General features: G+C 67.8%; 21 protein-coding genes. 9 read left to right on the top strand and 12 right to left on the bottom strand.

The features are described 5' to 3' along the window. Positions 1-3 precede the first annotated feature (3 nt). Positions 4-723, top strand: a complete 720-nt coding sequence (locus AC5P9F_RS05170; protein WP_005410989.1) for a class I SAM-dependent methyltransferase — start codon at positions 4-6, stop codon at positions 721-723. 120 nt (positions 724-843) lie between these two features. On the opposite strand, the gene AC5P9F_RS05165 is transcribed toward AC5P9F_RS05170, so the two are convergent. After that, positions 844-1,623 carry a polysaccharide deacetylase family protein gene (locus tag AC5P9F_RS05165; RefSeq protein WP_049396506.1) on the bottom strand — a complete coding sequence of 260 codons (780 nt, stop codon included), beginning with the start codon at positions 1,621-1,623 and terminating at the stop codon, positions 844-846. Positions 1,624-1,682: 59 nt separating this feature from the next. Between AC5P9F_RS05165 and grxD the strand changes: the two genes are divergently transcribed. Further along, complete coding sequence (gene grxD / locus AC5P9F_RS05160; protein ID WP_033835209.1) at positions 1,683-2,609, top strand: Grx4 family monothiol glutaredoxin; 927 nt, start codon at positions 1,683-1,685, stop codon at positions 2,607-2,609. Positions 2,610-2,686: 77 nt separating this feature from the next. On the opposite strand, the gene AC5P9F_RS05155 is transcribed toward grxD, so the two are convergent. Further along, positions 2,687-3,226 carry a DUF924 family protein gene (locus AC5P9F_RS05155; protein WP_005410992.1) on the bottom strand — a complete coding sequence of 180 codons (540 nt, stop codon included), beginning with the start codon at positions 3,224-3,226 and terminating at the stop codon, positions 2,687-2,689. A gap of 43 nt (positions 3,227-3,269) precedes the next feature. Then, a complete protein-coding gene (locus AC5P9F_RS05150) occupies positions 3,270-4,046 on the bottom strand; it encodes an AMP nucleosidase (protein ID WP_005414446.1) in 777 nt (258 codons plus the stop codon). A 152-nt stretch (positions 4,047-4,198) separates the two neighbouring features. Here AC5P9F_RS05150 and AC5P9F_RS05145 point away from each other — a divergent pair, with 152 nt between their 5' ends. From AC5P9F_RS05145 to AC5P9F_RS05125, 5 genes are all read left to right on the top strand, one after another. After that, on the top strand, positions 4,199-5,608 hold the full coding sequence (locus AC5P9F_RS05145; RefSeq protein WP_005410994.1) for an amidohydrolase: 1,410 nt from the start codon (positions 4,199-4,201) through the stop codon (positions 5,606-5,608). Continuing rightward, the gene (locus tag AC5P9F_RS05140) at positions 5,608-6,891 is read left to right on the top strand and encodes an amidohydrolase family protein (protein WP_164225515.1); all 1,284 of its coding nucleotides are present in this window, start codon (positions 5,608-5,610) and stop codon (positions 6,889-6,891) included. The genes AC5P9F_RS05145 and AC5P9F_RS05140 overlap by 1 nt, the downstream gene beginning before the upstream one ends. 20 nt (positions 6,892-6,911) lie before the next feature. After that, positions 6,912-7,544, top strand: coding sequence for a 2-hydroxychromene-2-carboxylate isomerase (locus AC5P9F_RS05135; protein ID WP_005414448.1), 633 nt, complete (start codon positions 6,912-6,914; stop codon positions 7,542-7,544). Positions 7,545-7,638: 94 nt separating this feature from the next. Next, a complete protein-coding gene (locus tag AC5P9F_RS05130) occupies positions 7,639-8,580 on the top strand; it encodes a DegV family protein (RefSeq protein WP_012481234.1) in 942 nt (313 codons plus the stop codon). Positions 8,581-8,657: 77 nt separating this feature from the next. Continuing rightward, positions 8,658-8,996 (top strand): hypothetical protein, encoded by a 339-nt coding sequence (locus AC5P9F_RS05125; protein WP_005414449.1) that lies wholly within the window; start codon positions 8,658-8,660, stop codon positions 8,994-8,996. 112 nt (positions 8,997-9,108) lie between these two features. On the opposite strand, the gene AC5P9F_RS05120 is transcribed toward AC5P9F_RS05125, so the two are convergent. From AC5P9F_RS05120 to AC5P9F_RS05105, 4 genes are all read right to left on the bottom strand, one after another. Beyond that, positions 9,109-10,521: an efflux transporter outer membrane subunit gene (locus AC5P9F_RS05120; RefSeq protein ID WP_049459661.1), complete on the bottom strand. Its 1,413-nt coding sequence runs from the start codon at positions 10,519-10,521 to the stop codon at positions 9,109-9,111. Continuing rightward, complete coding sequence (locus AC5P9F_RS05115) at positions 10,518-11,600, bottom strand: HlyD family secretion protein (RefSeq protein ID WP_043034034.1); 1,083 nt, start codon at positions 11,598-11,600, stop codon at positions 10,518-10,520. The genes AC5P9F_RS05120 and AC5P9F_RS05115 overlap by 4 nt, the downstream gene beginning before the upstream one ends. Positions 11,601-11,621: 21 nt before the next feature. Then, entirely contained in the window at positions 11,622-13,151 is a 1,530-nt protein-coding gene (locus tag AC5P9F_RS05110) for an MFS transporter (protein WP_033835214.1), read from the bottom strand. Between the two features lie 153 nt (positions 13,152-13,304). Beyond that, positions 13,305-14,222 carry a LysR family transcriptional regulator gene (locus AC5P9F_RS05105; protein ID WP_043034033.1) on the bottom strand — a complete coding sequence of 306 codons (918 nt, stop codon included), beginning with the start codon at positions 14,220-14,222 and terminating at the stop codon, positions 13,305-13,307. Positions 14,223-14,363: 141 nt separating this feature from the next. Between AC5P9F_RS05105 and AC5P9F_RS05100 the strand changes: the two genes are divergently transcribed. Both AC5P9F_RS05100 and AC5P9F_RS05095 read left to right on the top strand, forming a co-directional pair. Then, positions 14,364-14,810, top strand: a complete 447-nt coding sequence (locus AC5P9F_RS05100; RefSeq protein WP_005411003.1) for a universal stress protein — start codon at positions 14,364-14,366, stop codon at positions 14,808-14,810. A 5-nt stretch (positions 14,811-14,815) separates the two neighbouring features. Beyond that, positions 14,816-15,286 carry a hypothetical protein gene (locus AC5P9F_RS05095; protein WP_005411004.1) on the top strand — a complete coding sequence of 157 codons (471 nt, stop codon included), beginning with the start codon at positions 14,816-14,818 and terminating at the stop codon, positions 15,284-15,286. 39 nt (positions 15,287-15,325) lie between these two features. On the opposite strand, the gene AC5P9F_RS05090 is transcribed toward AC5P9F_RS05095, so the two are convergent. The 5 genes from AC5P9F_RS05090 to frmR form a co-directional block, all read right to left on the bottom strand. Beyond that, the gene (locus AC5P9F_RS05090) at positions 15,326-16,771 is read right to left on the bottom strand and encodes a GGDEF domain-containing protein (protein WP_133050311.1); all 1,446 of its coding nucleotides are present in this window, start codon (positions 16,769-16,771) and stop codon (positions 15,326-15,328) included. Between the two features lie 161 nt (positions 16,772-16,932). Beyond that, positions 16,933-17,763 (bottom strand): S-formylglutathione hydrolase, encoded by an 831-nt coding sequence (gene fghA / locus AC5P9F_RS05085; protein ID WP_049459665.1) that lies wholly within the window; start codon positions 17,761-17,763, stop codon positions 16,933-16,935. Between the two features lie 63 nt (positions 17,764-17,826). Further along, positions 17,827-18,186, bottom strand: a complete 360-nt coding sequence (locus AC5P9F_RS05080) for a YqcC family protein (RefSeq protein ID WP_005411007.1) — start codon at positions 18,184-18,186, stop codon at positions 17,827-17,829. A gap of 8 nt (positions 18,187-18,194) precedes the next feature. Next, positions 18,195-19,304 (bottom strand): S-(hydroxymethyl)glutathione dehydrogenase/class III alcohol dehydrogenase, encoded by a 1,110-nt coding sequence (locus AC5P9F_RS05075; RefSeq protein WP_108270532.1) that lies wholly within the window; start codon positions 19,302-19,304, stop codon positions 18,195-18,197. A gap of 59 nt (positions 19,305-19,363) precedes the next feature. Continuing rightward, the gene (frmR, locus tag AC5P9F_RS05070; RefSeq protein ID WP_005411009.1) at positions 19,364-19,639 is read right to left on the bottom strand and encodes a formaldehyde-responsive transcriptional repressor FrmR; all 276 of its coding nucleotides are present in this window, start codon (positions 19,637-19,639) and stop codon (positions 19,364-19,366) included. Positions 19,640-19,676 lie beyond the last annotated feature (37 nt).

Genomic DNA, 19,676 nt, shown 5'->3' with positions numbered 1-19,676 from the left:
GCGATGGACGGCACGCCACGGAACGGCCCGCCCCTGCCCTGCACTCCCCTGACGGCCCCGCAGGCCCGCTTGATTGCCGAGGCCTTCCGCCCGGCGCAGGCCTGGGGCAGCCGCCGCGACTACTACTACACCCGCGGCAAGCTCGGCAGCGATCCGCTGTACGACGGCGTGCTGCAGCATCTGCCTGACGATGGGCAGCCGGTGCTGGACCTGGGCTGCGGGCTGGGCCTGTTCGCCCATGTACTGCGCCAGCGCGGCGGTACCCAGCGATACCTTGGCGTGGACGTGGATGCCGGCAAGATCACCCGCGCGCAGCGTGCTGCCGCCGACCTGCATGACGTGCGCTTCGATTGCGTGGATGTGCAGGCGCCGCTGCCGGCGCAGGCCGGGCACGTCCTGCTGCTGGACGTGCTGCAGTACCTGGACGCGGGCCCACAGCAGGCACTGCTGCGCGCGGCCAGCGCACAGGTGGCCCACGGCGGCCGCCTGCTGCTGCGCACGCCGCTGGCCACCGGCGATGGCCGCGACCGCACCACGCGGGTGGCGGACCGGCTGGCCTGGCTGATCGGCTGGATGGGCACGCGACCGCGCCACTACCCCGATCCGCAGGTATTGCAGACAACGCTTATCGAAGCTGGATTGCAGGTGACCGCACCCCGGCCGCTGCACGGGCGTACCCCCTTCAACAGCTGGCTGCTGGTGGCCAAACGCCCCGCGTTGTAGGGCCGAACCCACGCCCGGCTGTGCTGTTGCGGTAGATCCACGCCATGCGTGGATGGCCTCGCGACCATTCCTGTAGGGGCGAGCCCACGCCCGGCTGCCCCAAGCGGCCAGAAGCCTGGTTTACAGGACCGGCAGCCGCGCCTTCAGCCCCCGCTCGTCCAGCGCCTGCAGCACGCGTTCGATGATCACCCGATTGTGACCGTGGGCGGCGCCCTCATGCAGCAGCACGATGGCGCCGGGTTGCAGGTCAGGCAACAGCCGCGACAGCACGCCCTCCGGCGTGCAGCCGACGCCGTCGTAGCCCCGGGCACTCCAGCCCACGCGCACCAGGCCCAGCGCCTTCAACACCGGTGCCACGAACGGATTGGTCATGCCCACCACCGAGCGGTACCAGCGCACTGGATGCCCGCTCAGGGCCTGCAGTGCATGCTGGCAGCCCTCGATCTCGGCCCGCATCGCCGCCGGGCCCAGACGCCAGAAGCGCGCCTGTGGGTGGCTGTGGCTGTGGTTGCCCAGGTCGTGGCCGCGGCGCAGGATCTCCTGCACCAGTTCCGGCTGTGCCAGCGCACGTTCCCCCACCAGGAAGAAGGTGGCGCGCGCCTGGTGGCGGTCCAGCAGGTCGAGCACGGCGCGGGTTTCCGGGCCAGGGCCGTCATCGATCGTCAGCCAGACGCTGTTGCCGGCCTCTGGCAACCGGCTCAGCACCGGTGCGTAGAAGCGGCTGTTGGGCAGGAATATCGGCACCATGAACAGCGCGTGGCTGGCCACCATCAGCGGCAGGCCCCAGTGCCAGCCTGCCAGTGCCCATACCAGGATCACGGCCAACTGCGACGCCACCAGCCAGGGCAGCCAGCGCCAGGGCCGGGTCGGGATGCGATGCAATGTTCCTGCGTTGCTCATCCCCCATGATGCCATGAGGGGTAGAATTGATGATTCGAATTCCCGGAAACCCGACGTCCATGTCCCTCGATCCCGCCCTGCGTTCGCGCATCGAATCCATCCTCAACGCCAACCGCGTCGTGCTGTTCATGAAGGGCCAGCCGTCGATGCCGCAGTGCGGTTTCTCGGCCAAGGCCGTGGGCGCCCTGCAGGACCTCGGCGTCGAGTTTGCCCACGTCAACGTGCTGGCCGACCAGGAAATCCGTGAAGGCATCAAGGCCTACGGCGACTGGCCGACCATCCCGCAGCTGTACATCGACGGCGAACTGGTCGGTGGCAGCGACATCGTGCTGCAGATGGCCGCCAGCGGCGAGCTGAGCAGCGTGCTGGGCCTGGCCGCACCGGACCGCACCCCGCCGAGCATCACCGTCACCCCGGCCGCCGTGGAAATGCTCAAGGGCGCGCTGGCCGACGCTCCGGGCGCTGCCCTGCAGCTGAGCATCGACGCCGGCTTCCAGCCGAACTTCCAGCTGGCTCCGCACGACGAAGGCGCGATCGCTGCCGAGTCCAACGGCCTGCGCGTGCAGTTCGACCTGGCCAGCGCGCGTCGCGCCAACGGCATCACCATCGACTGGGTGGACGACATCCGCGGCAAGGGCCTGGCCATCGACAATCCGAACGCACCCAAGCCGGTGCAGGAAATCAGCGTGCGTGATGCCGATGACCTGGTGCGTGCCGGCAACATCACCCTGGTGGACGTGCGCCCGGCCGAGGAGCGCGAGATCGCTGCCGTGGGCGTGCCGTTCAAGAGTTTCGACGGCAACGGCCGTGCGGAGCTGGAGGCCCTGCCCAAGGACACCGCACTGGCCTTCATGTGCCACCACGGCGGCCGCAGCGCACAGGCTGCCGAGCAGTTCCGTGCACTGGGCTTCACCAAGGTGTTCAACGTCACCGGCGGCATCAACGCCTGGTCGGAAGAGGTGGACAACGGCGTGCCGAAGTACTGATCGGCACTGAGAAAGGGGACGGAGGGGATTAAGTCGTTTATGGCACAAACGACTTAATCCCCTCCGTCCCCTTTTTCTTAGCCGGCGAACCCGCCTTCGGCCAGGTAATCCAGTTCTTCCGCCGTGGGGAAGCGACCGAGCACGGCATTGCGATGCGGGAAACGACCGAAGCGGCGGATGATGTCGCGGTGCAGTTCGGCGTACTGCAGGTATTCCTTGTCACCCAGCACGTCGAACATCGCCACCGAGCGGTCCTGGTCCAGCGGATCCTCGGAGTGCTCGAACGGCAGGTAGATGAAGGCGCGCAGCTTCGGCACCAGCTGCAGGTCCAGGCCTTCCTCGATGGCGCGCATGGCGTAATGCCGGGCCAGGCCATCGGTGGCGTAGGAATGGGCAGTACCCCGGAAGCAGTTGCGCGGGAACTGGTCGAGCAGCAGCATCAGGGCCAGCGCCCCTTCGGCACTGCCCAGCCAATGTTCGCGCGCGCGCGAAGCGGCGGCGAAATGCTCATCCAGAAACAACTGGCGGAACTGCGCGTCGAACGCGTCGTCGCGGGCGAACCACTTCGCAGGGCCCGCCTCCTTCCAGAATTCCACCACTTGCGCGGCAACGTCCATCACCTACTCCCCAGGGCCGGCGCGCCGCGCCAGGCCATCATCATCATTCGTCGAAGCGCAGGTGGCGGACCGACTTGCCGTTGCGCCGGATAAGCTTAAGCGCCTCGATACCGATCTGGATATGGTTTTCCACGAACTGGGAGCTGACCTTGGCATCGGAGGCTTCGGTCTTGACCCCATCGGGGATCATCGGCTGGTCCGACACCAGCAGCAGCGCACCGCTGGGGATGTGGTTGGCGAAGCCGGCGGCGAACACGGTGGCGGTTTCCATGTCGATGGCCATGCAGCGCATCGCCCGCAGCCGCTCCTTGAAGGCCTCGTCGTGCTCCCAGACCCGGCGGTTGGTGGTGTAGACGGTGCCTGTCCAATAGTCGTGGCCAAGGTCGCGGATCATGGTCGAGACCGCACGCTGCAGCGCGAACGCCGGCAACGCCGGCACTTCCGGCGGCAGGTAGTCTCCCGAGGTACCCTCGCCACGGATCGCAGCGATCGGCAGCACCAGGTCGCCCAGCTGGTTCTTGCGCTTGAGGCCGCCGCACTTGCCCAGGAACAGCACCGCCTTGGGCATCACCGCCGACAGCAGGTCCATGATGATCGCGGCATTGGGGCTGCCCATGCCGAAGTTGATCATGGTGATGCCGTCGATCGTGGCGCTTGCCATCGGCCGGTCCAGGCCGATGACCGGCGCACCGGTCAGCTCGGAAAAGGTATGCAGGTAGCCGCCGAAGTTGGTCAGCAGGATGTGCTGGCCGAACTGGTCCAGAGGCACGCCGGTATACCGGGGCAGCCAGTTGTCGACGATTTCCTGCTTGCTTTTCATGGGCGGTCCGGTACGGCGGGGGACCGGGTATTTTCGGCCACCCGGCCGGTGCAGTCGAGCCGCCGTCGACCGTCCTGTGAAGAAGGTCACTTGGCAAGCCCGCCGCCACCGGGCTAGCGTCGGCGGTTGGACCAGGTTGCAAGGGGAACTGCATGGCATCGACGTTGTTGCGCGCCGGGGTGGCCCTGGCGCTGCTTTCATTGAGTACGGCTCCGGCGGTGGGCGCCTCGCGCTTTGTCGCCGATCCCTACCCCAGCACCTACCAGGCCCATCCCGATGCGCCGGTACTGATCCAGAATGCCACCGTGCTGACCGGTACCGGCCAGCGCCTGGACAACGCCGATGTGCTGCTGCGCGACGGCCGCATCGTTGCCGTCGGCCGCCAGCTGCAGGCCGATGCGGGCGTCACCCGCATTGATGCACAGGGCAAGTGGGTCACTCCGGGCCTGATCGACGTGCATTCGCACCTGGGCGTGTATCCCAGCCCGGGTGTCGGTGCGCACAGCGACGGCAACGAGATGACCGCACCGGTCACCGCCAACGTCTGGGCCGAACACTCGGTGTGGCCGCAGGACCCGGGCTTCGCCACCGCGCTGGCCGGCGGCGTGACCAGCATGCAGGTGCTGCCGGGCTCGGCCAACCTTGTCGGTGGCCGCGGCGTGACGCTGAAGAACGTCCCGGCCATCACCTACCAGGCGATGAAGTTCCCCGGTGCGCCGTGGGGCCTGAAAATGGCCTGCGGCGAGAACCCCAAGCGGGTCTATGGCGAGGGCAAGGGCGTGACCCCGGCCACGCGCATGGGCAACGTGGCCGGCTATCGTGCCGCCTTCATCGATGCCGCCGACTACATCGCCAAGAACAAGCCCAAGCCGGCAAAGCGCAAGAGCTGGTTCGGCAGCGACAAGGGCGACAGCGCCGGTGATGCCGGCGGCAAGCGCGATCTCAAGCTGGACACGCTGGCCGGCGCGATCGAAGGCGACATCCGCGTGCACATCCACTGCTACCGCGCCGACGAGATGGCCACCATGCTCGATCTGGCCAAGGAATTCGGCTTCAAGGTAGCCGCCTTCCACCACGGCGTGGAGGCCTACAAGCTGGCCGACAGGCTGGCCGCCGACGGCGTCTGCGGTGCGCTGTGGGCCGACTGGTGGGGCTTCAAGATGGAAGCCTTCGACGGCATTCCGGAGAACATCGCGCTGGTCGACCGGCCGAAGAACAGCTGCGCCATCGTCCACTCCGATTCACCCGAGGGCATCCAGCGCCTGAACCAGGAAGCGGCCAAGGTGATGGCGTCCGCGCGCCGCGCGCGCATGCCGGAGATCACGCCCGAACACGCCATCACCTGGATGACCGCCAACGCCGCCAAGGCGCTGGGCATTGAAGGCCAGACCGGCACCCTGGAGGCCGGCAAGATGGCCGACGTGGTGGTCTGGAACGGCAACCCTTTCAGTTCCTACGCGCTGGCCGAGCAGGTCTTCATTGATGGCCGCAGGTTGTACGACCGCAGTGCACCGGCAGCGACGCCGCGTTCTGATTTCCAGCTTGGCCAGGAGGTGCGTTGATGATGGTGCTCAAGCAGTTGGCGCAGTCTGCCGCGAAGGGCAGCCGAGCATGGTTCGGCGCTACTGTCATGGTGCTGGCCTGCATCTCCGCATCCGCACAGGCACAGGACCTGCTGGTGCGCAACGCAACGGTGCACACAGCCAGCGCACGCGGCAGCCTGCACAACGCCGATGTGCTGGTCCAGGGTGGCATCATCCGCGCGGTCGGCCCCGGCCTGTCCGCGCCGGCCGGGGCGACCGTGGTCGAAGCCAATGGCAGGCCGCTGACCCCGGCCCTGTTCGGTGGCATCACCGAAACCGGCATCGAAGAGGTCTCGGGTGAATCGAGCACGGTGGACAGTTCGTTGAAGCTCGGTGAGCAGCCGCTGCGCCCGGAATTCGACGTCACCCTCGCCTACAACCCGGCCTCGGTGCTGATTCCGGTCACGCGCCTGGAAGGCATCGGCTTCACTGCATTGGGGGCAGCCACTGGTGGTGGTTTCGTGGCCGGCCAGGGCGGCGTAATGCGGCTGGACGGCAGCACCGACCCGATCGGCCCGCGTGCCCTGTTCCTGCGCATCGGCGCGGCCGCCTCCGAACTGACCGGCCATTCGCGCGCCGCGCAATGGATGCTGCTGCAACAGATGGTCGACGAAGCACGCGGCCAGGTTGCTGTGGATTCGCCGCACGCGCTGTTGACCCCGGCCGGGCGCCGTACGCTCAGTCGCTACCTGGCCGGCCAGGGCCGCATCGTGGTGGAGGTGGATCGTGCCTCGGACATCCGCCAGCTGCTGCGCTGGGCCACACGCGAGAAGGTAAAGATCGCCATTGCCGGTGCCAGCGAAGCCTGGCAGGTCGCGCCGGAGCTGGCCGCTGCGCACGTGCCGGTATTCGTCGACGTGCTGGCCAACCTGCCGGCCAGCTTCGACCAGCTCGGTGCCACCCTGGAAAACGCCGCGCGCCTGCAGCGTGCCGGCGTGGCGGTTTCTTTCGTGCAGCGCGGCGATGCCACCCACAACGCGCGCAAGATGCGCCAGCTGGCTGGCAATGCAGTGGCCAACGGCCTGCCCTGGGCTGACGGTCTGGCCGGGCTGACCCGGGTACCCGCACAGGCGTTCGGCGTGGCCGACCAGATCGGCAGCATCGAGCCCGGCAAGCACGCCGACCTGGTGCTGTGGGAAGGCGACCCGCTGGACGTGGCGCACTATGCCGAACAGGTCTGGCTGGGCGGCCGTGCGATGCCGATGCGCTCGCGCCAGACCGACCTGCGTGATCGCTACCTGCAGCGCAATGCGCAGCCCTGACCGCATTGAAGGACACCACCATGGCCACCCTGCGCTGGTACTTCGACTTCGTCTCGCCCTACTCCTACCTGCACTGGCAGAAGCTCAAACAGTTGCCGCAGTTCGCGCAGATCCAGACCGTGCCGATCGCCTTCGGCGCGGTGCTGCATCACCTGGGCAATCTCGGGCCGGCCGAGATTCCGGCCAAGCGCCGTTTCATGTACCGCCAGCTGCAATGGACCGCGCAGGCCGAGGGCACGCCGATGCGCTTCCCGCCCGGCCATCCGTTCAATCCGTTGTCGGCGCTGCGCCTGTGCCTGGCCGCCGGAGCCAGCGCACAGGCGGTGGACGTGCTGTTCGACTGGATCTGGCGCGACGGCCATGCCGGTGACAGCGCCGAAGCCCTGCGCGAACCGGGTGCGCAGCTGGGCATCGAGGATGTCGCCAGCGCCATCGCCGCCCCGGCGGTCAAGGAACAGTTGCGGCGCAACACCGAGGCCGCAATCGGCGCCGGGGTGTTCGGGGTCCCGACCCTGGCCATCGACCAGGAACTGTTCTGGGGCAACGACGCCCATCCGCTGATGGCGGCCGTGCTGGCCGATCCCGCCCTGCTGCAGCAGCCCGAATGGCAACGCCTGGACAGCCTGCCGGTGGCGGTGCAGCGCGATCGCTGAACAGGGGTGGCGCGTTTCCCTCGGGCGCGGGCTCTGGTTTTGAGATAGATTTCACGTTTCCGAACCTACAACCGCCCTGGAGGGGGAGCCGCGGATGCGCATCGGAATCGTCGTCGACTCGGCCTGCGACCTGCCGCAGGACTTCATTGCCGAGCACAACATCGTGCTGCTGCCGATCACCGTCCGCATCGGCGAAGCCGTGCTGGCCGATCACCGCGATGAGCAGGCCACCCTGAGCTTCCTGCACGCGCACGTGGCCGAACACGGCGCCGAGGCGGAAACCATTCCCTTCAGTGTCAACCAGATCCGCGACCTGTTCCTGCAGCAGCTGGTGATCGATTACGACCACGTGTTCTGCATGACCATCACCAAGACCCGCAGCCCGATCCATGACAACGCGCTGCAGGCCAGCTTCGCCATCCTCAACGACTACAAGCCGGTGCGCCAGGCGGCAGGCTACAACTCACCGTTCGCGCTGCGCGTGCTCGATACCCAGAACCTGTTCGCGGCGCAGGCGGTTACGGCGGTGGAAGCCGTGCGCCTGCGCGAGAGCAACGCCAGCGTGCAGCAGATCCGCGAGCGGCTGGAGGAACTGGCTGGCAACGTGCACGGCTACATGGTCACCCGTGACCTGTACTACATGCGTGCGCGCGCACGGCACAAGGGCGACCGCAGTGTCGGCCTGCTCAGCGCCGCACTGGGCAGCGCGCTGGACATCAAGCCGGTGCTGCATGGCTACCGCGGCGAGACCGGGCCGGTGGCCAAGATCAAGGGATTCGACAATGCCGTGCAGAAGCTGTTCGCGGTGGTCGGCCAGCGCGTACGTGCCGGACTGATGACGCCGACGGTGTGCGTCAGCTACGGCGGAGAACTGGACGAGCTGCGTTCCCTGCCCGGCTACGCACAGCTGAAAGAGGTCTGCGCCACCCATGGCGTGACCGTGTACGAATCGGTGATGAGCCTGACCGGCATGGTCAACGTCGGCAAGGGCGCGGTCACCGTAGGCTTCGCCGATGGGCCGCATCGGTTCGAATGAGCGCTGGCCACGGCCGGAATCTGCACATCGATTCCACTGCGGTTGTGCCAGTCTTGCCGCACTTCAAGGAGAACTCCATGCCTGCGCAGTACCACATCAGCCTGCCCGACCCGTCCAAGGCCCGCGGCAACGACCCTGACCTGTCCTTCCATTCGCAGGGCGCCGCCGGTTTCGCCGAAGAGCTGCAGGATGCCCTGCGCAGCGGCACGCTGTTCGAGCGCTGGAAGGCCAAGCAGCCCGACCCGGACGCGGTGGAACCGCAGTGGGGCGTGACCGATCCGGACGCCACCGTGACCGGCGAGCAGAAGGACCTGCGCATCAACCTGGTCGCCACCACCCGCATCGATAGTGACGTGTTCAAGCAGCGCCTGCGCCTGCTGGCCGGCAGCCACTGGGAACTGCGCGACGTGCGTTGAGGCCCTGCTCTGGTAGTTGCCAACCTTGGTTGGCAACTACCGCGACGCGAGGTAGTGCCGGCCGCTGGCCGGCATCCGCAACATCCATGAAGGTGCCGGCCAGCGGCCGGCACTACCAGCCTCCGCCCAGCGCGCGGTACAGCTCTACACGCGCGATCGCGGCGGTGGCCTGGCTGTTGGCCAGCGCGGCCTGGTTGTCCAGTGCGATGCGCTGGGTGGTCAGCACGTCCAGCATGTCGACCACGCCGGCCTGGTACTGCCGGCGCGCCGCCCCCAGTGCCGTCTCGCTCTCATCCACTGCCACGTGCAGCTGCACCGTGCGCTGCTGCTCGGCACTGTAGCCATCCATGGCGTCATCCACTTCGTGCCATGCCTGCAGCACGGTACGGCGGAACTGCAGGGCCGACTGTTGCTGCTGCAGCCTGCTCAGCGCGAGATTGGCCTTCAGCCGTCCGCCCTGGAAGATCGGCAGGCTGATCGACGGACCGATGCTGAAACGGTGCGCGTTCCAGCCATCCAGATCATCCAGCTGCTTGGCCTGGAAGCCGGCGTCGCCATTCAAGGTGATGCGCGGCAGGAAACTGGCCTTGGCCACGCCGATGCCTGCCGTTGCCGCATGCAGTGCCGCTTCGGCACGACGGATGTCCGGGCGACGCTCGGCCAGTTCACTGGGCAGCCCCACCGCTACGGCCGGCAACGCCGGCCAGTCACGGCGTGCATCCTGCAGCTGCGCGTCCAGCGCCTGCGGCGGCTGCGCCAGCAGGAACGCCAGCGCATTGCGCAGCTGCGATTCGCGATGCTGCAACGGCGCGATGCGTGCCTGCAGCGATGCCACCTGCGCGGCCGCGCTGGACACCTGCAGCGTGCTGGCCACACCCTGGCGTTGGCGTGCTTCGGTCAGGCGTTTGATGTCGTGGGCGATGCTGAGGTTGTCCTCGGTAATCGCCAGCAGCTGCCGCGTCGCGCGCAGCTGCAGATAATCACGCGCGGTTTCCGCCAGCAGCGCGATGCGCACTGCATGTGCATCCTCCTCGGCCATCTGCACGCGCGCGTCGGCCGCTTCCACCTGGCGCCGCACGCGGCCCCACAGGTCCAGTTCCCAGCTCAGGCCGATACCGGCCTGGAACAGCCCGTAGTCATCACGGCCGCCGTTGCCGGACGGATCATTCAGGCCCACCTCGCTGTTGCGTGCACGCACGCCACTGGCGCTCGCGCTGACGCTGGGCAGGCGATCGGCGGCGGTGATGCCGCGTGCAGCACGGCTCTGCTGCACGCGGTTGGCCGCCAGCTGCAGGTCCAGGTTGGCCGCCAGCACCTGGTTGGCCAGCTGCCCCAGCAGCGGATCGTCGAAACCGGCCCACCAGGCCGCGTCCTGGTCGATGGCGTTGCCGGCGACGGCCTCACCCTGCCAGTGGCTGGGCAGTTCCGCCTGCGGGCGTACGAAGTCCGGACCCATCGTGCAGGCAGCCAGGGCCGTGCACAGGCTGGCCGCAACGAAGGTGCGGAACACGGTGACTGCGCTCATGCGCCCTCCCCGCTCTTGTGGCCCGGACTGTGCTGCACGCTCTGCGCGCGCGCGCGGCTGCCCAGGTCAACGCTGGCTTCCACCGACATGCCGGCACGCAGCTGGTCCAGCAGCGGCTGGCCCGGCTCCAGCACGATCTTCACCGGAATGCGCTGCACCACCTTGGTGAAGTTGCCGGTGGCGTTCTCTGGTGCGACGGCAGCAAAGGTGACGCCGGTGGCTGGTGCAATGCTGTCGATGTGCCCGCGCAGCGGCGTGCCCGGGAATACGTCCACCTTCAGTTCGACCTGCTGGCCGGCCTGCATGCGGGTCATCTGCGTTTCCTGGAAGTTGGCGACCACGAAGGCGCGCTTCAGCGGCACCACCGCAGCCACCGGCGTACCCGGCGTCAGGTAGGCACCCACGCGCACCGCGCGGCGACCGACCATGCCATCGATCGGTGCGCGCAGCACGGTGTGCGACAGATCCAGTTCGGCGCGTGCCTGCGCCGCTTCCGCACGCTGCACCGCCGCCTGTGCAGCCTGCACGCCCGCGCTGAGGATGTCGGTGCGCTGGCGTGCGGTCGACAGCGCGGCCTGGCCCTGCTGCAGATGCGCACTGGCCACGGCCTGCTTCGACTGCGCCTGCTGCGCGTTCTGCACGGTACCGGCGCCGTCACGGGCCAGTTCGCGGTAACGCTGCTGGTCGGCACTGGCCAGGGTCAGTTCGGAACGGCTGACATCGACACTGGCCCTGGCCTGCGCGATCAACGAGTCCTGCTGGGCCAGTGCGGCCTGCGCATTGGCCAGCTGTGCACGGGCATTGGCGAGGTCGGCACGGGCCGCCTGCAGGGCGACCTGGTAGTCGCGGTCGTCGATGCGGGCCAGCACATCACCGGCCTTCACCGACTGGTTGTCCTCGACTTCCACGGCACTGACGAAGCCGGGAATCTTCGGCGCTACCAGGGTGTAGTCGGCCACCACGTACGCATTGTTGGTGGTCTGGTGGCCGCCATCGCGCAGCAGCAGCCACGCGCCGACGGCCAGGGCCAGCACGCCCAGGCCCAGGCCAGTGTTGAGGGTGGTTCGATTGATCGTCATGAGGGGGTTCCTGCGAAAGGTTCAGGCCACGGCACGTGGCGGATGGATGCGGGTGGGCATCCAGGCAATGAGGGGAATGAAGGCCAGCGCCACCAGTGCGACCACCCAGTACAGGTCGGCCGAAGTCAGCGCCTGTACCTGTGCATGCAGGCGCGCGCCCAGCTGCGGGCCATCGGCCAGCCACGGTTGCTCGCCAAGGCGGTCGACCAGCACGGTGGAATGGAAATGACGGCGGCCCTGGGCGACGGCATCCAGCACACCACCGGCGAGCACGGCAGCGAAGCCCTTGACCGTGTTGAACCAGGCCGAGGCGAACGGGCCGTCCTGCGGCGCCAGGCCGCCGGTGGCCAGCATCAGCAGCGGCAGCACCGCCATCGGTTGCGCGAACACCTGCAGCAGCTGCACCCACAGGAAGTTGTCGCGGATCCAGGCCACGTCCAGGTGCGAGCCCAGCCAGCAGGCCAGCGCCAGCATCGCCAGGCCCGTGGCCTGCACCCAGCGGCAGTCCACCGCGCGGATGTTCAGCAGCGCCGCCACCAGCGGCAGCGCGATCACCTGCGGCAGCGCCACCCACAGCAGCATCGGTGCGGTCTGCAGCGGCCGGTAGCCCTGCACGCTGGCCAGGAACCCGGACGGGATCGAGATCACTGCCAGCAGCACGAACAGCACGCCGCCCAGCGTCACCAGCGAGTAGCTGAGATTGCGGTTGGCCAGCAGCTGCAGCTTGAAGAACGGCAGCGGATGGAACCATTCATTGATCATGAACAGCACCATCAGGCCGGCACCGCCACCGATCATCAGCGTGATCATCGGCGAGTCGAACCAGTTCAGGCGCGGGCCCTGCACCAGGCCCAGCACCAGCAGCACCAGCGCCGGCAGGCCCAGCAGCAGGCCGACGCCATCGAACTGGGCAAAGCGTTCCAGCCGCAGCGGGTCCTGAGGCAGGCCCCAGCCGACCATCGCCATGGCGGCCAGGCAGTACGGCACGATCTGCCAGAACGCCCAGTGCCAGCCCACCTGCTCGACCCAGAACGCGGCCAGCGGCGTGCCCATGCTTGGGCCGAACGTCGCCGTCAGCGCATAGCCGGCCAGGCCATACAGCTTGATGCCCGGGGGCAGGAAGCGCAGCGCCACGCTCATCAGCAGCGGCGGCAGCGCGCCACCGCACAGACCCTGCAGCGCGCGCAGCAGCAGGAACACCTGCAGGTTCGGGGCAAGCGGGCACAGCACGCCCAGCACCATGAAGCCACCGATCATCGCCAATGCGAAGCGGCGCAGCGAGAAGGTGGCGGCACACCACGGTGCGAAGGCCATCGCGCTGACCGACATCGCGCTGTAGAGGGCGACGACCCAGCTGCCGTCGTCGACGCTGAAACCCATCGCGCCACGGATGTCGGCCAGGGCGACCTTGGTGATGTTCTCGTTGAAGCCCGACACCAGCACCGCCAGCAGCACGCCACACAGGCCGACCAGAATGCGGCGATCGAGCCCGGGGGCGGCGGCAGGACGGGGCGCTGCGGCGGCCGGGACAGCGGCGGCCGGCGTACTCATCGCCGGGCACCTATCCGTGCAGTGCACGGCATGTTGGGGGTCATTGGAATGCGCTCAGTGAAACTCCGGGGAGCGCAGTCTAGGGAGCCGGTACCCTGCGAAAAATGGCGCAACCCGCATCCCAGGCGTGCGCCAGGCGCACGCATGCAGATGTCAGCGCGGGGCCTCCCCTGCGCTTTCGCACATGGTCTTGATCGACCGCCGCAGCCACTGGTGGGCGGCGTCGTTGTCCAGGCGTGGATGCCAGGCCTGCACGATGGCGGCGGTCCGCACCGGGATCGGCAGCGGGAACAGGCGCAGCGGCAGGCGCATGCTGACGATCCGCTCCAGCATCACGCTCGGCATCTGCGGCAGGATCAGGTCCGATTCGGCCGCCGCGAAGATCGCGCCGTGGAAGGTCGGGCTGATCAGCGCCACCCGCCGCTGCAGGCCCAGCGCGGCCAGATCATCGTCGATCGGACCACGCGGCAAGCCGCGGCGCGACACCGCGATGTGGTCGCAGGCGGCAAAACGCTCGGCGCTGATCTCCTCATCGAACAAGGGATGATCTTCGCGCGCGGCGCCCATGAACGAGGTACTGAACAGGTTCTGCACCTTGGTATCGGGCGCATGCTTGCCGGCCGTGCTGATGTACAGGTCGATCCGGCCCTGCGCCATCGCATCGTCATCGGTATCGCCTTCGGGCACGAAGCGCAGCACTGCGCGCGGCGCCTGCTGGCGGAACAGCTCGCGCAGGCGTCCGCCGAACCCCCCGACGAACACATCATTGGCACGCACGCTGAAGGTCCGCTCGAGCACGCGCATGTCCACTTCACGACCGGCGTTGAAGACGCGGTGGGCCTGCTCGATCACATCGCGGACCTGCTCGCGCAGCTGCAGGGCGCGGGGCGTGGGCGCCAGACCGCGGCCGGCACGCACCAGCACCGGGTCGCCCAGCGCGTTGCGGATCCGGCCCAGGGTACGGCTCATCGCCGGCGCGCTCAGGTTCATCCGGCGCGCGGCGGCGGCCACGCTGCATTCGTCAATCAGCACGTCCAGTGCCAGCAACAGGTTCAGGTCCGGCAGGGGCATGACAGTCTCCAGTAAATCAGATGACTTTACGGCACTTGCAACCACGGTGGATTGCGTTCGACGCATTCATTGACTGCCGCGCACGGCATGGGTGCGCGCGGTGACATCGGCGACCATCCCCGGCCTGCCAAGGAGACATCCATGTTCAATACCCTGCTGGTCGCCCTGGATGGTGGCCCCCAGCACGCACGCGTGCTCGACCTGGCCGCCGCCATCGCCGGCCCCCACAGCCGCCTGCACCTGCTGTGCGTGCTCGACCCCGAATTCGCGCTGGCGGCCGATGCCAGCGAAGCCGACCGCATCGAGTACCCGGAAGCCGCCCGCCAGCGCTCGCGGGCCGAAGCGGTGCTGGCCGAAGCCCTGGCCGAGCTGCGCGAACGCGGCATTGACGCCATCGCGCAGATTCCCTCCGGTGACCCTGGCGAAGTGATCAGCGAGCAGGCCCGGCGCCTGAAGTGCGACCTGATCGTCATCGGCCACCGCCACCTGTCCCGGCTGGAACGCCTGTTCGAACCCTCGATCGGGCAATGGACCATCGACCACGCGCCCTGTCCGGTACTGGTGGAAACCCGCGACCCACAGCCCTAGCCACCATGGCCTCCCGTTCCCCGTTGTTTCCCACCCGGGTCAACTACCGCGCCTTCGGTCGACAGTTCGGCCGCGGCGAACAGGCGCTGCTGGGCGCGATACGGCAGCTGCGCGACCCCGATCTGCAGGCCGATGGCCTTGCCCAGCTGAGCGGACTCGGGCTTGGCCAGGAGGGATGCGACGCCTTCATCGGCCTGCTGCCGCTGCTGGCCACCCCCGCCGCTCCGATCGATCTGCTGCCGGCCGGCTCTCCCTTCATTGCCGCCAGCGAACTGGACCTGCTGGTCTGCCTGCTGCGCATCGCACAATGGCGGCATGCGCGGCCCCGCGAAGACGACACGCTGGCACCGTTGCGCCGGCAACTGGCACGCTGTGCGATGGCCGTGCAGGCGGCAAACCTGCCGTTGCGGCAACGCTCATTGTCACCGGTCGGGCTGAGGCTGCTCGATCCGACCGGCTGGTTGCGGCAGCGATAAGCCGTCGCGCCCCCCGTGTGATCGCATGCAGAGAGCTGCTCAGCAGTCCATCGTTCCGTGCGTGCTGCCCTCGTCGTCCAGCACATGCGCATGCAGGATCACCTGGTTGCGGCCAGCCCGCTTGGCGGCATACAGGCCGGCATCGGCGTCTGCCAGCAACTGATCGGCACTGGCCAGAGCCGGCGGATGCAGGTAACCCACGCCGACGCTGATGCTGACCGGGCCTTCCGGCAATGGCAGCGCTTCGACCGCTTCGCGCAGCCGCTCGGCCAGCGCCAGCACGCCCGACAACGGGCTTCCGGGCACGATGACGGCGAACTCTTCACCGCCATAACGCGCAACGCTGTCACCACCGCGACCGGCTATGGCCTTCAGCACCCCGGCCACCGCCTGCAGGCAACGATCACCGGCCGGATGGCCGTGCTGGTCGTTGAAGGCCTTGAAGTGGTCGATATCCACCAGCAGCAGGCCCAGCTCGGTGCCGCTGCGCCGTGCGCGATTCCACTCGGACGTCAGCCGTGCGTCGAACTCGCGGCGGTTGGCCACGCCGGTCAGGCCATCCTGCCGCGCCAGTTGATCCAGTGCTGCCTGGCGTTCCAGAAGATCGGTCTGCAGCAGGACGCTGCGCAGGCCGAAGCCAAGGGTGGCTACGACGAAGCCGGCAACGGCCAACGGCCGCGCATGATCGACCACCAGCGTGCCGACCACCAGCAGCAGCAATGGCAGGATGATCGGACCGGCGGCCTGCACCGTCCTCGCCAGCCGCGGGTGTGCCGTGGTGCCTGTGTCCGGCCTCGTGTCCAGCGCCAGGCAGGCGATCAGCAGAAAAGGTACGTCGATCAGCAGATCGTTGAACGCACCGAATGCATCATCGGAGGTGTAGTGGTTGATGTAGTAGGCCACCAGCAGATAGGCCAGTGCGTACAGCGCCAGTGCGCGGAAGAACCTGCGCCGTTCGGGCACGTCGCCGGCCAGCCATCGCACCACGGCGAACGCGGCGATACACAGGTTCTGGATGTCGAACATGCGCTGCATGTTGGACATCGCATGGGCGTCGACCTCGACACGGGCGGCGAACGATGCGGTGTGCACGAAGAACAGCACACCCAGCAGCGCCGCCATCGCCGCGTCGATCAGGCTGATGCTCAGGCGCTCGCGGCGTGCCCGCGCCAGGATGAACACCAGGGGCACGCCATACAGCACGTAAAGGAACAGGCTTGCGCGCGGGGTGAAATCAGCACGCCCGGCGCCCAAGGCGTCGATCATGTTGAACGCCATGCCGCCGGCCCACAGCAGCAGTGCCAATGCCGTGGCGCGCCACCCCAGTGCCGCGCGGTCGCGACGGGCCCGCCACAGGCAGGCGGCCGCCGCCAGCAACGGGGCGCCGGTCAGGAAAACGAAGGAGCCTGCCCCGGCGGGGCCAGGCCACAGGGCCAGCACCAGGCCATGGCACAGCACATACAGCAGCGCCAGCACTACCGGCATGCATCCCCCCGATCCGCAAGGCCGTCTACGCGCACGATAGCGCGGGGCGGCGCCATAAGGGTGTGATCCATCGCTGAAAAAGGGGACGGAGGGGATTAAGTCGTTTGCGGCACAGCGGCAAATGCGACTTAATCCCCTCCGTCCCCTTTTTCCCAGGGCGCTCAGCCCTGCAGGGCGCGGGCGTGGTGGGCGATGTGCTCGCCGATGAAGCTGGCGATGAAGTAGTAGCTGTGGTCGTAGCCGGGCTGCAGGCGCAGGGTCAGCGGATGGCCGGCGGCGTCGCAGGCCTGCTGCAGGCGCTGCGGCTGCAACTGGGTCTGCAGGAACTCGTCCGCCTCGCCCTGGTCGACCAGCAGCGGCAGGCGCTCGTCAGCCATAGCGATCAGCTCGCAGGCATCCCATTGCGCCCAGTCGGCCGGGTTGTCGCCCAGATAGGCATGGAAGGCCTTCTGCCCCCACGGCACGTGGCTGGGCGCGACGATCGGCGAAAACGCCGACACGCTGCGATAGCGCCCGGGGTTACGCAGCGCGATCACCAGCGCGCCATGGCCGCCCATCGAATGGCCACTGATCGCGCGCGCGTTGGTCACCGCGAAGTTCGCCTCGATCAGCGCCGGCAGCTCCTGCGCCACGTAGTCATGCATGCGGTAGTGCTTCGCCCACGGTGCGCGGGTGGCATTGAGGTAGAACCCTGCCCCCTTGCCCAGGTCGTAGCCCTCGGCATCGGCTACGTCATCACCGCGCGGGCTGGTGTCGGGCGCGACGATGATCACACCGTGCTCGGCCGCATAACGCTGCGCGCCGGCCTTGGTGATGAAATTCTGCTCGGTGCAGGTCAGGCCGCTTAGCCAGTACAGCACCGGCAGCTTCTGTGTTTCCGCCTGCGGTGGCAGGTACACGGCGAACTGCATGTCGCAGCCCAGCGTGGTCGAATGATGGCGGTAGACGTCCTGCCAGCCGCCAAAACATGCGCGGTGTTCAATGCGTTCCATGGTGCTCTCCTGCGCGGCGCGTCAGCGCACGCGTGCTTCTGGTAGATGCCGACCTTGGTCGGGTTATCCACGCCCGGCGTGGATGCCTTGGTTGATCCGTTCATCCAGCTGTGCCAGCAGGCGCAGCAATGATTCGACGCCAGGCTGGCCGTCCAGGTTGCGATACGCCGCCACCGCCACGTCGCTGCGTGGTGGCCACTGGCCGTCGGCGCGGGCTTCGTGCAGGCGCGGCAGGAATACCTGCGCAAGCCACTGCTCGAACGGCATGCCATCGTCGCTGCCGAAGGCCGAAGTCACCGCACGCGGTGGTCCCACCTCGCCGTCGACCCAGCCCAGCGCACGCAACGCCTGCTCGATCGGCACCACCAGGGCCGCGCGCGGGTCTTCCGCACGCGGCCGGCGCAGGGCATCGAACCAGCCCATGACGCGGCTCAGTAGTGGACCACCGAACGGATCGACTTGCCTTCATGCATCAGGTCGAAGGCGTCGTTGATCTTGTCCAGGTCCATGGTGTGGGTGACGAACGGAGCCAGTTCGATATCGCCCTTCATCGCATCCTCGACCATGCCCGGCAGCTGGCTGCGGCCCTTCACGCCGCCGAAGGCGGTGCCCATCCACTTGCGCCCGGTCACCAGCTGGAACGGACGGGTGGAGATCTCCTGGCCCGAACCGGCCACGCCGATCACCACGCTCTGGCCCCAGCCACGGTGCGCGCATTCCAGCGCCGCGCGCATCACGTTGACGTTGCCGATGCACTCGAAGCTGTGGTCCACGCCCCAGGTGGTCATTTCAACGATGACCTGCTGGATCGGCTTGTCGAAATCCTTCGGATTGATGCAGTCGGTGGCACCGAATTCGCGCGCCAGCTCGAACTTGGACGGGTTGGTGTCCACCGCGATGATGCGGCCGGCCTTGGCCTGGCGTGCACCCTGGATCACCGCCAGGCCGATGCCACCGAGGCCGAACACGGCCACGCTGTCGCCTTCCTGCACCTTGGCGGTGTTGTGTACCGCGCCGATGCCGGTGGTGACGCCGCAGCCGAGCAGGCAGACATGTTCCGGGTTGGCGTCCGGGTTGATCTTGGCCAGCGAGACTTCGGCAACGACGGTGTACTCGCTGAAGGTCGAGCAACCCATGTAGTGGTACAGCGGCTCACCGTTGTAGCTGAAGCGGCTGGTGCCATCGGGCATCACACCCTTGCCCTGGGTGGCGCGCACGGCCACGCACAGGTTGGTCTTGCCGCTCTTGCAGAACAGGCACTCGCCGCACTCGGCGGTGTACAGCGGAATCACGTGGTCGCCGGGCTTGACGCTGGTCACGCCCTCGCCGACCTCCACCACGATGCCGGCGCCTTCGTGGCCCAGCACCACCGGGAACAGACCTTCCGGATCATCGCCGGACAGGGTGAACGCATCGGTGTGGCAGACACCGGTGTGGGTGATCTTGACCAGCACTTCGCCCTTCTTCGGCGGGGCGACGTCGATCTCGACGATCTTCAGCGGCTGGCCGGGACCAAAGGCGACGGCGGCACGGGACTTCATGGGTGGACTCTCCAGAGACAGGCAATGACAGGATGGGCGGCGCCATGTTGCGCCATCGTTTATTTCAGGTACGAGCGGATCAACGCGCTCATGTCGCGCACGCGTTCGGCGCGTTGTTCATCGGAGGCCGCGGGCTGCCCGAACTCCTCGCGCAGATGAGCCTCCATCACCTCGGACATCAGGCCGTTGACCGCGCCACGGATGGCGGCGATCTGCTGCAGCACCGGCCCGCAGTCGGCGCCGGCTTCCAGCGCGCGGTCCAGCGCATCGCACTGGCCACGGATGCGGCGCACGCGGGCCAGGACCTTTTTCTTCTCTTCGGGGGAGTGCGGCATGGCGGGCCACCTTGGAACTATACTGGGGGATAGTATA

Source organism: Stenotrophomonas sp. YJH_SMC_4 (assembly GCF_059371575.1).
Note: the sequence above shows the minus strand (reverse complement) of the source record. Positions and strands in the feature narration are given on the sequence as shown.